At 67.0% G+C, this 12,886-nt stretch carries 12 protein-coding genes; 5 read left to right on the top strand and 7 right to left on the bottom strand.

Annotation, left to right across the window (positions count from 1 at the left end):
* Positions 1-26: 26 nt before the first annotated feature.
* The 5 genes from ASE63_RS05975 (at position 27) to der (ending at position 4,591) form a co-directional block, all read left to right on the top strand.
* The gene (locus tag ASE63_RS05975) at positions 27-680 is read left to right on the top strand and encodes a hypothetical protein (RefSeq protein ID WP_056798012.1); all 654 of its coding nucleotides are present in this window, start codon (positions 27-29) and stop codon (positions 678-680) included.
* On the top strand, positions 680-1,150 hold the full coding sequence (locus tag ASE63_RS05970; RefSeq protein WP_056798009.1) for a peptidylprolyl isomerase: 471 nt from the start codon (positions 680-682) through the stop codon (positions 1,148-1,150). The genes ASE63_RS05975 and ASE63_RS05970 overlap by 1 nt, the downstream gene beginning before the upstream one ends.
* Positions 1,151-1,158: 8 nt before the next feature.
* Positions 1,159-2,250, top strand: coding sequence for a tRNA preQ1(34) S-adenosylmethionine ribosyltransferase-isomerase QueA (queA, locus tag ASE63_RS05965; protein ID WP_056798004.1), 1,092 nt, complete (start codon positions 1,159-1,161; stop codon positions 2,248-2,250).
* 91 nt (positions 2,251-2,341) lie between these two features.
* Positions 2,342-3,004 carry a tetratricopeptide repeat protein gene (locus tag ASE63_RS05960; protein WP_056798001.1) on the top strand — a complete coding sequence of 221 codons (663 nt, stop codon included), beginning with the start codon at positions 2,342-2,344 and terminating at the stop codon, positions 3,002-3,004.
* Positions 3,005-3,169: 165 nt separating this feature from the next.
* Complete coding sequence (gene der, locus ASE63_RS05955; RefSeq protein WP_056797998.1) at positions 3,170-4,591, top strand: ribosome biogenesis GTPase Der; 1,422 nt, start codon at positions 3,170-3,172, stop codon at positions 4,589-4,591.
* Positions 4,592-4,751: 160 nt separating this feature from the next.
* Here der and ASE63_RS05950 read toward each other — a convergent pair whose 3' ends face one another.
* The 7 genes from ASE63_RS05950 to rplI all read right to left on the bottom strand — a co-directional run bounded on the left by ASE63_RS05950 (position 4,752) and on the right by rplI (position 12,872).
* Positions 4,752-5,492, bottom strand: a complete 741-nt coding sequence (locus tag ASE63_RS05950) for an SDR family NAD(P)-dependent oxidoreductase (protein ID WP_056797995.1) — start codon at positions 5,490-5,492, stop codon at positions 4,752-4,754.
* Positions 5,493-5,660: 168 nt separating this feature from the next.
* Positions 5,661-7,148, bottom strand: coding sequence for an amidophosphoribosyltransferase (gene purF, locus ASE63_RS05945; protein ID WP_056797992.1), 1,488 nt, complete (start codon positions 7,146-7,148; stop codon positions 5,661-5,663).
* 46 nt (positions 7,149-7,194) lie between these two features.
* Positions 7,195-7,872 carry a CvpA family protein gene (locus ASE63_RS05940; RefSeq protein WP_082609694.1) on the bottom strand — a complete coding sequence of 226 codons (678 nt, stop codon included), beginning with the start codon at positions 7,870-7,872 and terminating at the stop codon, positions 7,195-7,197.
* 105 nt (positions 7,873-7,977) lie between these two features.
* Positions 7,978-9,372, bottom strand: a complete 1,395-nt coding sequence (radA, locus tag ASE63_RS05935) for a DNA repair protein RadA (protein ID WP_056797989.1) — start codon at positions 9,370-9,372, stop codon at positions 7,978-7,980.
* A 98-nt stretch (positions 9,373-9,470) separates the two neighbouring features.
* On the bottom strand, positions 9,471-10,604 hold the full coding sequence (gene alr, locus ASE63_RS05930; protein WP_056798123.1) for an alanine racemase: 1,134 nt from the start codon (positions 10,602-10,604) through the stop codon (positions 9,471-9,473).
* Positions 10,604-12,091: a replicative DNA helicase gene (locus ASE63_RS05925; protein ID WP_056797986.1), complete on the bottom strand. Its 1,488-nt coding sequence runs from the start codon at positions 12,089-12,091 to the stop codon at positions 10,604-10,606. Before ASE63_RS05925 ends, alr begins: the two co-directional genes overlap by 1 nt.
* A gap of 217 nt (positions 12,092-12,308) precedes the next feature.
* Positions 12,309-12,872, bottom strand: coding sequence for a 50S ribosomal protein L9 (rplI, locus tag ASE63_RS05920; RefSeq protein ID WP_056797983.1), 564 nt, complete (start codon positions 12,870-12,872; stop codon positions 12,309-12,311).
* Between the last annotated feature and the right edge of the window lie 14 nt (positions 12,873-12,886).

Here is a 12,886-nt window from a genome sequence, read left to right as displayed (position 1 = left end):
AAGCCAGGACTTCGGAGGGCGGGGCGATGCGGAGTGGCTTCCTGGCCGTGATGCTAGCCACGCTCGCCGTCGTCCAGACGGGTGCCCGCGCGCAGGGCACCATCGATCTCGGCCTGCCGCCGCCTTCCGGCTCGCAGAACCCGGTCCTGCCGCCGCCATCGGGATCGCAGGAGCCGGTGCTGCCGCCGCAGAGCGGGCAGCGCTACCTGCCGGGCGTGGGCGGGCGCTTCGGCGGCAGTGACGATATTCCCGGCTCAGGCGAGCGCCGGGTCCGGCCTCCCCGCCCACCGGCGGGGACGGGCGAGACCGGCATCATCGGGGCGCTCGCGCCGACGACGAAGTCCTTCGATGGCGATGTCATCGACCGCCTCGGCGACGTCGCCCTGGCGCTGCGCCGCTGCTGGATGCCGCCATCCCTCGATGGCCCCGATACGGGCGTTATGGCGACGGTCCGGTTCAGCCTGCGTCGCGACGGCACGCTCTTCGGCCAGCCGCGCGTGACCTGGGAAACGAAACGGACGGAGCCCGGCCTGCGCCAGCGCTTCACCGATTCGGTCGTCGCCGCAGTGCATGGCTGCACACCAATGAGGTTGTCCCCGGGGCTGGGAGCGGCTATCGCGGGGCGACCATTGACCATCCGCTTCCACGGCCGCGTGCCGTCCAACGAAAGGCCGATCTGATGTCGCTCGATCCAGAGAACACCCTCGTCATGGAAACCACCAAGGGCAAGGTGGTTATCAAGCTGCGCCCCGATCTCGCCCCCAACCATGTCGAGCGCCTGAAGGCCCTGTCGCGTCAGGGCTTCTATGACGGCATCGTCTTCCACCGCGTCATCGACGGATTCATGGCCCAGGTCGGCTGCCCGCACGGCACCGGAACTGGCGGCTCGGACCTTCCCGACCTGGCGCAGGAGTTCAATGCCGAGCCGCATGTCCGCGGCATCTGCTCGATGGCGCGCTCCCAGAACCCGAACTCGGCCAACAGCCAGTTCTTCATCGTGTTCGATGACTCCCGCTTCCTCGACAAGCAGTACACGGTCTGGGGCCAGGTCGTGGAAGGCATGGAGAATGTCGACATCATCAAGCGCGGCGAGCCCGTGCGCGATCCCGACTCGATCGTTTCGATGAAGGTGATGGCCGACCTGGCCTGATCGCCATCGTGGATGTCGGGCTCTTCGATTTCGACTTACCCGAAGACCGCATCGCGCTGAGGCCCGCCAGCCCGCGCGATGCGGCACGCCTGCTCGTCGTCAGGCCCGGCGCGGACGAGCCCTTCGAGGATCGCGGCATCCGCGACCTCGTCTCGCTGTTGCGGCCGGGCGATGCGCTGGTCCTCAACGATACGCGGGTGGTCCCGTCACGGCTGCATGGCCGGCGCTATCGTGGCGAAACCTCGGCGCGCATCGAGATCATGCTGCACAAGCGCGAGAGCGAGGACCGCTGGCTGGCCTTCGCCCGGCCGGCGAAGAAACTCAGCCTCGGCGAAACCATCACTTTCGGAGACGATTCCGAGGGAATCGCCTGTGAGCTCGGCCGTTTGCAGGCGGAAGTTGTCGCCAAGGGCGAAGGCGGGGAGGTGGAGCTGCGCTTTGCTTTCGCCGGGGCCTTCCTCGACGAGGCTATCGCCCGGTTCGGTGAATTGCCGCTGCCACCCTATATCGCGGGCAAGCGCCCGACCGATGCCGCGGATGTGCAGGACTACCAGACGATGCATGCGAGCGCCGACGGGGCCGTCGCCGCGCCGACCGCAGGCCTGCACTTCACCCCCGAACTCGTCGGCGCACTCGAGGCGCGCGGCGTGACGCGCCATCTGGTCACGCTCCATGTCGGTGCTGGCACCTTCCTGCCGGTCAAAGCGGAAGACACCGACGAGCATCGCATGCATGCCGAATGGGGCAGCGTCTCGCCTGAGACCGCCGCTGCGCTGAACGCGGTGCGGGCGCAGGGCGGGCGGATCGTCGCCGTCGGCACCACCTCGCTGCGCCTGCTCGAAAGCGCGGCGCGTGAGGACGGCGTCATCGAGCCCTTCTCCGGTGACACGGCGATCTTCATTACGCCGGGCTACCGTTTCCGCGCCGTTGACCTGCTGCTGACGAATTTCCACCTGCCGCGCTCGACGCTGTTCATGCTCGTCTCGGCCTTTTCCGGCCTCGACCTGATGAAGCGGGGCTATGCCCATGCGATCGCGCAGGGCTATCGCTTCTATTCCTATGGCGATGGCAGCCTGCTGCACCGGGCACAGATCGGCTGAGTTCGGACCGGCCGCAAGGAAAGTCCTGTTCCGGCTCGCCATCGCCCGGCGAAAATGCTACCCGGCATGGCAAGAAGGAATGTGACGGACCATGGCCGATATTTTTCGCGAGATCGATGAGGAAGTCCGCCGGGACAAGGCGGCTCAGCTCTGGAAGAAATATGGCTGGCTCTTCACCGGCCTCGCTGTGCTGGCGGTGCTGGCCGTGGCCGGCTGGCAGTTCTGGCTCTATCGCGAGCAGCAGGCCTCGCAGGCCGTCGGCGCGCAGCTGGAAGCGGCGCTGAAGGCCTCGCGGGACAACAACGGCGCGGAAGCTGAAACGATCCTGGGTGAACTCGCAGCCAGCGCGCCCGCCGGCTACCGCCAGATCGCCCGCTTCCGCCTCGCCGCCGAGACGGCCAAGCGCGATGCCGCGGCCGGCGCGACCGCATTCGACGGGCTCGCGAACGACACGACGCTGCTGCCGCTCTATCGCGACCTCGCGCGTCTGCGTGCCGGCATGCTGCGTGTCGACCTCGTGCCCTATGCCGAACTCAAGACGGCCCTGGAGCCGCTCGCGACGCCACAGGGGGTCTGGCGCCATTCGACCCGCGAATTCCTCGGCATCGCCGCGCTCAAGGCCAATCTCTTCGAGGATGCCGGCCGCTGGTTCGATGCCATCGTCACCGATCCGCAGTCGCCGGCCGTGCTACGCCAGCGCACCGAGCTCTACCTTGCTCTGGTGCGCGGCGGCCCCGTCCAGATCAAGGACTAGCTCGATCTAACAGGGCCCGGCCGGAGGTCGAGCTCGCAGCCTGCAAACAGAGGCCGAAGCCGCGTCGAGCGGCGATCGGCCTTTCCTTTTTGCGTCGACCTGTATTCATGGATGTCCGGAACGGCCCCGTGCCCCGGAACGACGCTGTTGAGACTGGACAACACCATGACCGCCACCGTCGCCATCATCGGCCGGCCCAATGTCGGCAAGTCGACGCTGTTCAACCGCCTCGTCGGCAAGAAGCTCGCGCTGGTCGACGACCGGCCGGGCGTGACCCGTGACCGCCGCGAGGGCGAGGCCGCGCTCGGCCATCTGCGTTTCAACATCATCGACACGGCCGGCCTCGAGGAGGCCGATCCGGCCTCGCTGGCCGGCCGGATGAGGGCCCAGACCGAGACCGCGATCGCCCAGGCCGATGTCATCCTCTTCATGATCGACGCCAGGCTCGGGCTGACGCCGATGGACCAGCCCTTTGCCGATCTGGTGCGCAAATCCGGCAAGCCGGTGATCCTGCTCGCCAACAAGGCCGAGGGAAAGAAGGGTCTGGACGGCATCTTCGAATCCTATGCGCTGGGGCTGGGCGATCCCGTGCCGTTCTCGGCCGAGCATGGCGAAGGCACCTCCGACCTGCTCGAGGCGCTCGCCCCCTTCGTCGACGTCGAGCCTGAGGAAGAGGAGCCCTTCGACGAGAGCTATGGCGACAAGAGATGGGTCGATGCGCCGGCCGCTCGCGACGAGAGCGAGGACGAGGGTGCGTATAGCGATCCCAGCAAGCCGCTGCGCGTCACCATCATCGGCCGGCCGAATGCGGGCAAGTCGACGCTGGTCAACCGCATGATCGGCGAAGAGCGCCTGCTCGTCGGCCCGGAGGCCGGCATCACCCGCGACACCATCTCCGTCGACTACGAATGGCGCGGCAAGCCGGTGAAGCTCTTCGACACGGCCGGCATGCGCAAGCGCGCCCGTATCGAAGAGAAGCTCGAGAAGATGTCGGTGCAGGATTCGCTGCGCGCGATCCGCTTCGCCGAGGTCGTCGTCGTGCTGCTGGATTCGACGATTCCCTTCGAGAAGCAGGACCTGACCCTGGTCGATCTGATCGAGCGAGAGGGCAGGGCCGTCGTCATAGGCCTGAACAAATGGGACCTGGTTGCTGACAAGAACGGCCTGCTGGCCGAGCTCAAGGAAAAGGCGGGCTACCTGCTGGCGCAGGTGCGTGGCGTGCCGATCGTTCCGCTCTCAGGGCTTGCCGGCGAGGGCATCGACCGGCTGATGCAGGCGGTGTTCTCCGCCTATGACGTCTGGAATCGCCGCATCTCGACGGCCCGGATCAATCGCTGGCTTGAAGGCGTGTTGTCGGCGCATCCGCCCCCGGCGGTCGCGGGCCGGCGCATCAAGATCCGCTACATGACCCAGGCCAAGGCCCGCCCGCCGACCTTTGCGCTCTTCGGCAACCAGCTTGACCATTTGCCGGTGTCCTACACCCGCTACCTGGTCAACAACCTGCGCGAAGGCTTCGACCTGCCGGGAACGCCGATCCGGCTGCACACGCGCGGTGGCGAAAACCCCTACGACAAGGGGAAGCGCTGAAGCAGGCCTTTCCTTCTCTTCTCGGGGGAGAAGGTGGCAGCGAGAAGCGCCGACCGATGAGGGCGGAACCTCTCCGAAATAGAAAAAGGGCCGCTGGCGCGACCCTTCCCTTATTCGTCTACTCCGCAGACATCCTCTCCCGCCGAGGGAAGAAGGAAGATCAGGCCGGCAGCTGCGGGGTGAGCACCTTGCCCTGCGGGAAGTCGTAGATCTTGCCGGTCTCGGCCCAATCAGGCGAGGCGATCGCGACGAGATGCGGGGCGAGATCTTCCGGTGTCCTCAGCGTCATCGGGTCTTCACCCGGCATCGCGTCGGCCCGCATGCGCGTGCGCAGCGGCCCAGGATTGACCATCATCACCTTCATAGGCGTCGTCACGGTCTCGGCCGCATAGGTCCGCCCCATCGCCTCGACCGCCGCCTTCGAGATCGAGTACGGCCCCCAATAGGCGAGGCATTTATGGGCCGCGCCCGAGGACATCAGGATCACACGGGCGGCGTCGGAGGCCTGCAGCGCGGGCTCGACCGACTTCAGCAGCCGCCAGTTGGCGGTGACGTTGGTGTCGAACACCTTGGCCCATTCCTTCGGCGAGGCGTGGGTCAGCGGCGAGAGCGGGCCGAGGATGCCGGCATTGGCGAGCAGGATGTCGAGCCTGCCCCAGCGCTGAAGCAATGCGGCGCCGAGCTTTTCGATCGCCGGCGCATCGCCGAGATCGACCGGAACCAGCGTCGCGGTGCCCCTGAGCGCGCCAATCTCGTCGTCGAGTTCCTCGAGCGCCCCGGTCGTGCGGGCGAGCGCGACGACATGGGCCCCCGCTGCGGCGAAAGCCAAGGCGGCAGCGCGCCCGATACCGCGCGAGGCGCCGGTGACGAGCGCGATGCGCCCTTCGAGAGGCTTGGTCATTCGTTCGTCCCCCTGGACCGATCCTCAGCCCTCATCCTGGGGAGCACCTCAGGCGTGTCTCGCCGGATGCTCCAGCTCGCCGCGGCGGCGGCGGGAGCATCCGGCGAGACGCCGCATTCAGCGCCCTCTCACGATAAAGGCTGAAGCTGAGATTGTCGTGTCGCGGGCTCAGCCGGCTTCTGCGAGCAGCGAAATCGTCTGCTTGGCGCTCTCGCCGATCACATCGGTGAGCGAGGTCGGATAGTCGCCGGTGAAGCAATGATCGGTGAATTGCGGCCGGGTGGGGTCGCGCCGCTCATGGCCCATCGCCCGATAGAGCCCGTCGACCGAGATGAAGGCGAGCGAATCGGCACCGACGAACTGCCGCATCTCCTCGAGCGAATGCGTCGCGGCGAGCAGCTTCTCGCGGTCCGGCGTGTCGATGCCGTAATAGTCGGGATGGGTGATCGGCGGCGAGGAGATGCGGAAATGCACCTCGCGGGCGCCGGCCTCGCGCATCATCTTGACGATCTTGAACGAGGTCGTGCCGCGCACGATCGAATCGTCGACGAGCACGATGCTCTTGCCCTCGACGACCGAGCGGTTGGCCGAATGCTTCAGCTTCACGCCGAGCTCGCGGACCTTCTGGGTCGGCTCGATAAAGGTGCGGCCGACATAGTGGTTGCGGATGATCCCGAGCTCGAACGGGATGCCGCTGGCCTGCGCATAGCCCAGCGCCGCAGGCACACCGGAATCCGGCACCGGCACGATCACGTCGGCGTTCGCCGGCGATTCCATCGCCAGCTGGGCTCCCATTGCCTTGCGATGCTCATAGATGCTGCGGCCCTTCACGATCGAATCCGGGCGCGCGAAATAGATGTACTCGAAGATGCAGGGTCGCTCGGGCATGGCCGGGAAGGGCTTGTGGCTCTCGATCCCGCTCTCCGAGATTACGACGACCTCGCCGTTCTCGATTTCCCGGATGAACTTGGCGCCGATGATGTCAAGCGCGCAGGTCTCCGAGGTCAGGATGGGCGCGCCGTCCAACTCGCCCAGCACCAGCGGGCGAATGCCAAGCGGATCGCGGGCGCCGATCAGCTTCTTGTTGGTGATGCCGACGAAGGCATAGGCACCTTCGATCTGGCGGATCGCCTCGACGAAGCGCTCGATGAACTGCGGCTTGCGGCTGCGCGCGACGAGGTGCAGCAGCACCTCGGTGTCGGAGGTCGACTGATAGATGGCGCCGTCGCGGACGAGATTGCGGCGCAGCGTCAGCCCGTTCGTCAGGTTGCCGTTATGGGCAACAGCGAAGCCGCCGCCATGCAGCTCCGCGAAAAGCGGCTGCACGTTGCGCAGGATCGTTTCGCCGGTGGTCGAGTAGCGCACATGGCCGATCGCCTGCATACCCTTGAGCTTGTCGATCACCGAGGCTTCCGAGAAGGCATCGCCGACGAGGCCGAGGCGACGCTCCGACTGGAAGCGCGTGCCGTCGAAGGAGACGATGCCGGCTGCTTCCTGTCCGCGATGCTGCAGCGCATGCAGGCCGAGCGCGGTCAGCGCCGCGGCGTCGGCATGGCCGAAGATGCCGAACACGCCGCATTCCTCGCGCAGGCGGTCGGCGTAAGGATCGAAAGCGGTGTCGGTTTTGGCGGCCTTAGTCCCGGACTGCGAGATCATTCTCAAGGCTCCATGCGGCGTTGACGGCCGCTGCTCTACGCTCGAATTACGGACGGGTTGGGGCAGGCGTCGTCGGGCGGGTGGCGTCGATGGTGCGCTGCAGTGCCTGCCGGTCGGTGGTGTTGGGAACGTCGCTGCGGCGCTGCGGGTCGGTGCCGGCAGGCTGGCGCGGCTCCTCGGCCGGCGCATCGGTCGGCTCGCCCTCGCCCTTGGGTTTCAGCAGCTTCTTGACGAAATCGGCGTTCACGTCCTGAGGCAGCATGGCCAGCAGCGAGCGGCCGGTTTCCTCCAGCATCGGCTTGGCCTTGGCGTCCTTGGCCCAGGCCGGCATGTTCTTGTCGCCCATCAGGGCGGCGAAGAAGAGGTAGCCGATCACGGCGAGCAGGATCCCGCGGCCCGCGCCGAAGACGAAGCCCAGCGTGCGGTCGAGCGCGCCGATGCGCGAATCGAGCACGAAATCCGAGATCCGCGCCGTCACCAGCGAAACGACGATCAGCGTCACGAGGAACAGCGAGGCGATCGCGGCGATCAGCGCAATGGTGTCGTTGGGAACGTACTGCTTTACCACCGGCAGCAACTGCGGGTGGAAGATCCAGGCGACGGCTGCCGCCGCCGCCCAGGAGGCAATCGCCAGCACCTCGCGCGTCAGTCCGCGGACGGCTGCCAGCAATGCCGAGATCAGAACCACGCCGATGACGACGAGATCGAGGATGGTCACAGGCATGGAGGAGCCGCTTCGTTGGTGCCGGGAATGGCCCGCGTCATATGGGCTGGCCGTATCGGCTTTGCTATACGCGCTCGCGCCGGCTGCGTCACTATTGCGACGCCCTCATTTCACATCTCTGCGAGGCGCGCGGGCGGCGATATCGGCAACGAGTTCCGTGACATGGCCGAATCGCTTCAGGTTCAGCCCGCCGCCGTCGCCCGCATCGGCGCCGCCGGACGGCATCAGCGCCGCCTCGAAGCCCAGTTTCGAGGCCTCTCGCAGCCGCGCAGCCGCCACCGAGACCGGCCGGATCGCGCCCGATAGCGCGATCTCGCCAAAATAAACTGATTCCGGCGGCAAAATCGCCCCCGTGAGCGAAGAGACCAGCGCTGCCGCCACGGCGAGGTCGGCGGCGGGTTCGTTTACGCGCAGACCGCCGGCGACGTTGAGATAGACGTCGTGCTGGCCGAGCCGCAGGCCGCCATGCGTTTCCAGCACGGCCAGCACCATCGCGAGACGGCTGTTCTCCCAGCCGACCACGGCGCGTCGCGGGGTACCGAGCGAGGTCGGGGCCACCAGAGCCTGGATCTCGACGAGAACCGGCCGCGTGCCCTCGACACCCGCGAACACCGCGGCGCCCGGCGCAGCTTGATCCCGACCAGCCAGGAAGAGTGCGGAGGGATTGCCGACTTCCGACAGGCCCTTCCCGGTCATCTCGAACACGCCGATCTCGTCGGTAGCGCCGAAGCGGTTCTTCTGCCCGCGCAGGATGCGGAAGGCATGGGCACCTTCTCCCTCGAAGGAGAGGACGGCGTCGACCATGTGCTCGACGACGCGCGGCCCTGCGATCTGCCCGTCCTTGGTGACGTGTCCGACCAGGATGAGGCAGGCGCCGCTGGTCTTGGCGTAGCGGATCAGGGCCTGGGCCGAGCCGCGCACCTGCGTCACTGTGCCCGGCGCGCTCTCGACCTCGCCCGACCACATGGTCTGGATCGAGTCGATCACGACGAGGGCAGGGCGGGTGCCTTGCCCCAGCGTCGCGATGATATCCTCGACATTGGTCTCGGAAGCGAGATCGACCGGCGCATCGGCCAGCCCCATGCGCTCGGCGCGCAGCCGGACCTGCCCGGTCGATTCCTCGCCCGAAACATAGACGACGCGTCGACCCGACAGGGCGAGTGCCGCGCAGGCCTGCATCAGCAGCGTCGACTTGCCGATGCCTGGGTCGCCGCCGATCAGCAGCACCGAGCCCGGCACGAAGCCGCCGCCGGTGACGCGGTCGAGCTCGCCGATGCGCGAGACGATGCGCGGTGCGTCCTGGGTGTCGCCCTTCAGGCTCTCCAGCGCGAAGACCCGACCGCGCGCCTTGCCCGACGAACCGCGCGCGCCGGGAACGGGCGCGGCCTGCGCCTCTTCGGAGAGCGAGGACCATGTTCCGCAGGCGTCGCATTTGCCCTGCCAGCGGTGATAGACAGCGCCGCAGTTCTGGCAGGTATAGGTCGGGCCGCGTTTAGCCATCAGGCGTCATTCTGGGCGAAGCGAAGCGCAGACCCGAGAATCTCTCGCAGGTGATGCTCGGGTCGAGCCCGAGCACGACGCGCCTATCGCCGCTCACGTCAAAGCCCCACATAGCGCCGCGCATGGCGCCGGCCGAGACTGGTCAGGATCTCGTAGCCGATCGTCTTGGCACCGGCCCCGACCGTCTCGAGATCGAGCGCACCACCGATCAGCGTCGCCGGCTCGCCACGCTTCGCTGCGGCGACAGGTGCCGCCGTGACGTCGACGATGATCAGATCCATCGAAACGGAGCCGACGAAGGGGCAGGCGACGCCGCCGACGATCGCCGAGCCGCCCGTGCTCTTGTCGGTCCAGCTCGCATTGCGCGGATAGCCGTCGGCATAGCCGAGGCAGATCGTCGCGAGCCGGCTCTTCCGCTTGGCGGTCCAGCGCCCGTTATAGCCGACCTGCGTGCCGGGCTCGACCTCGCGCACCTGGATAATCCGAGATTCCAGCCCGACGACGGGGCGCATCGGGTTCGGCAGGCCGGGCGTCGGGTTGCCGCCATAGAGGCCGTATCCCGGCCGGGTCAGCTGGTAGGACGGACATTCCTTCAGGAAATGCCCCGAGGAGTTCTTGAGCGAGGCCGGCAGCCCCGGAAATGCGGCGGCGATCTCGGCGAAGGCCGCGATCTGGCGGGCATTGGCCGGGTCGGTCTCGTCCTCGGAAGAGGCGAAATGGCTCATCACCAGCCCGATGCCGGCTGCCGAGATCGCGCCCGCCTTCTCGCGGGCGAGGTTCAACCCTTCGCCGGCCCAAAGGCCAAGCCGGTTCATCGCGGTGTCGACATGCAGGGCAGCGGGCCGCGCATTGGCGCCGGTCTGCCGGAAGGCCGCCCATTCGAGCAGCTCCTCATGCGAGCCGAGCACGGGAGAAAGCTCGTGCTGGGCAAAGACGTCGCAGCTGCCCGGCAGGAGCCCGTTGAGGACATAGACCGGCGCCTCGGGAGCGACGGCGCGCGCCCGGATGCCTTCGGAAACATGCGCGACGAAGAAGCTCCGGCAGCCCGCCCGCGACAGCGCGGTCACGGCCGGCTCGATGCCGATGCCATAGGCGTCGGCCTTGACCACAGCGCCGGCTTCCGCACCCGCCCCGGCACGCTCGCCGAGCGCACGCCAGTTCGCCACCAGCGCGCCGAGGTCGATGGTCAGCGTGGCGCCATGGGCGCCGGAGGCGGGCGTGTCGAAAATCATCATTCGCGGTCCGGAAGTCGCATGTCGTCTGCACGATCGGAGAAGCGTGTCACCTCGGCGTCGAACTGAAGCGCGATCGCTCCGGTCGGGCCGTGACGCTGCTTGCCGATGATGAGCTCGGCCACGCCATGGGCCGCCTCCATCTCGATCTGCCACTTGTTGTGTTCTTCGGTGCCGGGGCGCGGCTCCTTGCCCTTGAGGTAGTACTCGTCGCGGTAGACGAACATCACCACGTCGGCGTCCTGCTCGATCGAGCCCGATTCGCGAAGGTCCGAGAGCTGCGGGCGCTTGTCGTCGCGGCTCTCGACCTGGCGCGAGAGCTGGGACAGCGCGATGATCGGCACGGCGAGCTCCTTCGCCAGCGCCTTCAGGCTGGTGGTGATCTCGGTCAGTTCCTGGACGCGGTTCTGGTTGTTCTTGGAGGAGCCCGAGAGCAACTGCAGGTAGTCGATGAACAGGACGTCGAGACCCTTCTGGCGCTTCAGCCGGCGCGCGCGGGCAACGAGCTGGGCGATCGAGATGCCGCCGGTCTGGTCGATATAGAGAGGCAGCTTCTCGATCTGCGCCGCGACATCGGTCAGCCGGGCGAAATCGCCCTCGGTGATGCGGCCCTGCCTGATCTTGTAGGAGGAGATGCTCGATTGCTCGGCGACGATACGCGTCGCGAGCTGGTCGGCCGACATTTCCAGTGAGAAGAAGGCAACGATGCCACCATCGACCGTCTTGATCGAGCCGTCGGTCTGGCGTTCGCCGCGCCAGGCCTTCGCGATGTTGAAGGCGATGTTGGTGGCGAGCGAGGTCTTGCCCATTGCCGGGCGGCCGGCGAGCACGATCAGGTCCGAGGGCTGCAGGCCGCCCATGCGCTGGTCGAGGTCCCGCAGGCCGGAGGAAATGCCCGAGAGGCCGCCGGCGCGTTGATAGGCGCTCGCCGCCATGTCGATGGCGAGCCTGAGCGCCCCGTCGAACTTCTGGAAGCCGCCCTCGTAGCGGCCTTTTTCCGCGAGTTCGTAGAGCTTGCGCTCGGCTTCCTCGATCTGCTCGCGCGGCGCCATGTCGACCGGCGCGTCATAGGCGACGTTCACCAGGTCCTCGCCGACGCCGATGAGCTGCCGGCGCACCGCGAGCTCATAGATGGTGCGGCCGTAATCGCCGGCATTGATGACGGTCGTCGCCTCGGCGGCGAGGCGCGCGAGATATTGGCTCGGCGTGATTTCGCCGAGGTCGAGATCATTGACGAAGGTCTTCAGCGTGATCGGCGTCGCGATCTTGCCGGCCCGGATCAGGCTCGATGCCAGCTCAAAGACGCGTTGGTGGATCGGCTCGAAGAAGTGCTCGGGCACCAGGAAGTCGGAGACGCGATAGAACGCGTCGTTGTTGACCAGCATCGCGCCCAGCAGCGCCTGCTCAGCCTCGATGTTGTGAGGCTGAACGCGGAATTCGGCCTCGCGGTTTTCGAGGCGGGTGACGAGGGCGGTCGCGGTGGCCATGGCTGCCTTGATAAGTAAGTGGTTACTTACATTTCAAGCCGACAAACGGCCACGTGGGAGAAATGTCAGCCGGCCGAGTCGGGAGAGCCTTCTAATCCCGCACTCCGACAGTCTGCGCCAGCAGCAAGTTCACCATCCACGGTACTTCACAGGCCAGAACAAAAAAGGGCGCCGCGTTGCCGCGGCGCCCTTGACTCGATGGCGTGACCTGAAAGGCTCAGCGATCGTCGTCGCCGGCTTCCGCCAGCGCCGCACCGACCTCGAGGCCGAGATCGTCGAGGTCGAACTCCTCGCGGGCCGTGACGTTCTCGCCGGCGGCCTGGCGCTGGGCTTCCTGGGCCGAGCGGGCGATGTTCACGGTGACCGTGACCGAAACCTCAGGATGCAGCACGACCGGGACGGTGTGCAGGCCGAGCGTCTTGATCGGGGCGTTGAGCGTGACCTGGCTGCGAGCGACGTTGAAGCCCTCGGCGGTCAGCGACTCGGCGATGTCGCGGGTCGAGACCGAGCCGTAGAGCACGCCGGACTCGCCCGACTGGCGCAGCATCACGACGGTGAGGCCGTCCAGCGACTCGGCAACGGCCTCGGCTTCCGACTTGAGCTCGAGATTGCGGGTCTCGAGTTCGATCTTCTGGCTTTCGAACCGCTTCTTGTTCTCCTCGGTGGCGCGCAGCGCCTTGCCGCGGGCGAGAAGGTAGTTGCGGCCGAAGCCGTCGCGGACGCGGACGACTTCGCCCATCTGGCCAAGCTTGGCGACGCGTTCGAGCAGGATCACTTCCATGATGATGTCTCCTT

Origin of the sequence: Allobosea sp. Root381 (assembly GCF_001429395.1) — a bacterium.
Lineage (GTDB): Bacteria > Pseudomonadota > Alphaproteobacteria > Rhizobiales > Beijerinckiaceae > Allobosea.
Note: the sequence above shows the minus strand (reverse complement) of the source record. Positions and strands in the feature narration are given on the sequence as shown.

Coding starts and splice junctions, on each gene's coding strand:
- ASE63_RS05970 (WP_056798009.1), top strand. CDS start 680: ATGTCGCTCGATCCAGAGAACACCCTCGTCATGGAAACCACCAAGGGC.
- purF (WP_056797992.1), bottom strand. CDS start 7,148: ATGATCTCGCAGTCCGGGACTAAGGCCGCCAAAACCGACACCGCTTTC.
- rplI (WP_056797983.1), bottom strand. CDS start 12,872: ATGGAAGTGATCCTGCTCGAACGCGTCGCCAAGCTTGGCCAGATGGGC.
- der (WP_056797998.1), top strand. CDS start 3,170: ATGACCGCCACCGTCGCCATCATCGGCCGGCCCAATGTCGGCAAGTCG.
- ASE63_RS05940 (WP_082609694.1), bottom strand. CDS start 7,872: ATGCCTGTGACCATCCTCGATCTCGTCGTCATCGGCGTGGTTCTGATC.
- radA (WP_056797989.1), bottom strand. CDS start 9,372: ATGGCTAAACGCGGCCCGACCTATACCTGCCAGAACTGCGGCGCTGTC.
- ASE63_RS05950 (WP_056797995.1), bottom strand. CDS start 5,492: ATGACCAAGCCTCTCGAAGGGCGCATCGCGCTCGTCACCGGCGCCTCG.
- alr (WP_056798123.1), bottom strand. CDS start 10,604: ATGATTTTCGACACGCCCGCCTCCGGCGCCCATGGCGCCACGCTGACC.
- ASE63_RS05960 (WP_056798001.1), top strand. CDS start 2,342: ATGGCCGATATTTTTCGCGAGATCGATGAGGAAGTCCGCCGGGACAAG.
- ASE63_RS05975 (WP_056798012.1), top strand. CDS start 27: ATGCGGAGTGGCTTCCTGGCCGTGATGCTAGCCACGCTCGCCGTCGTC.
- ASE63_RS05925 (WP_056797986.1), bottom strand. CDS start 12,091: ATGGCCACCGCGACCGCCCTCGTCACCCGCCTCGAAAACCGCGAGGCC.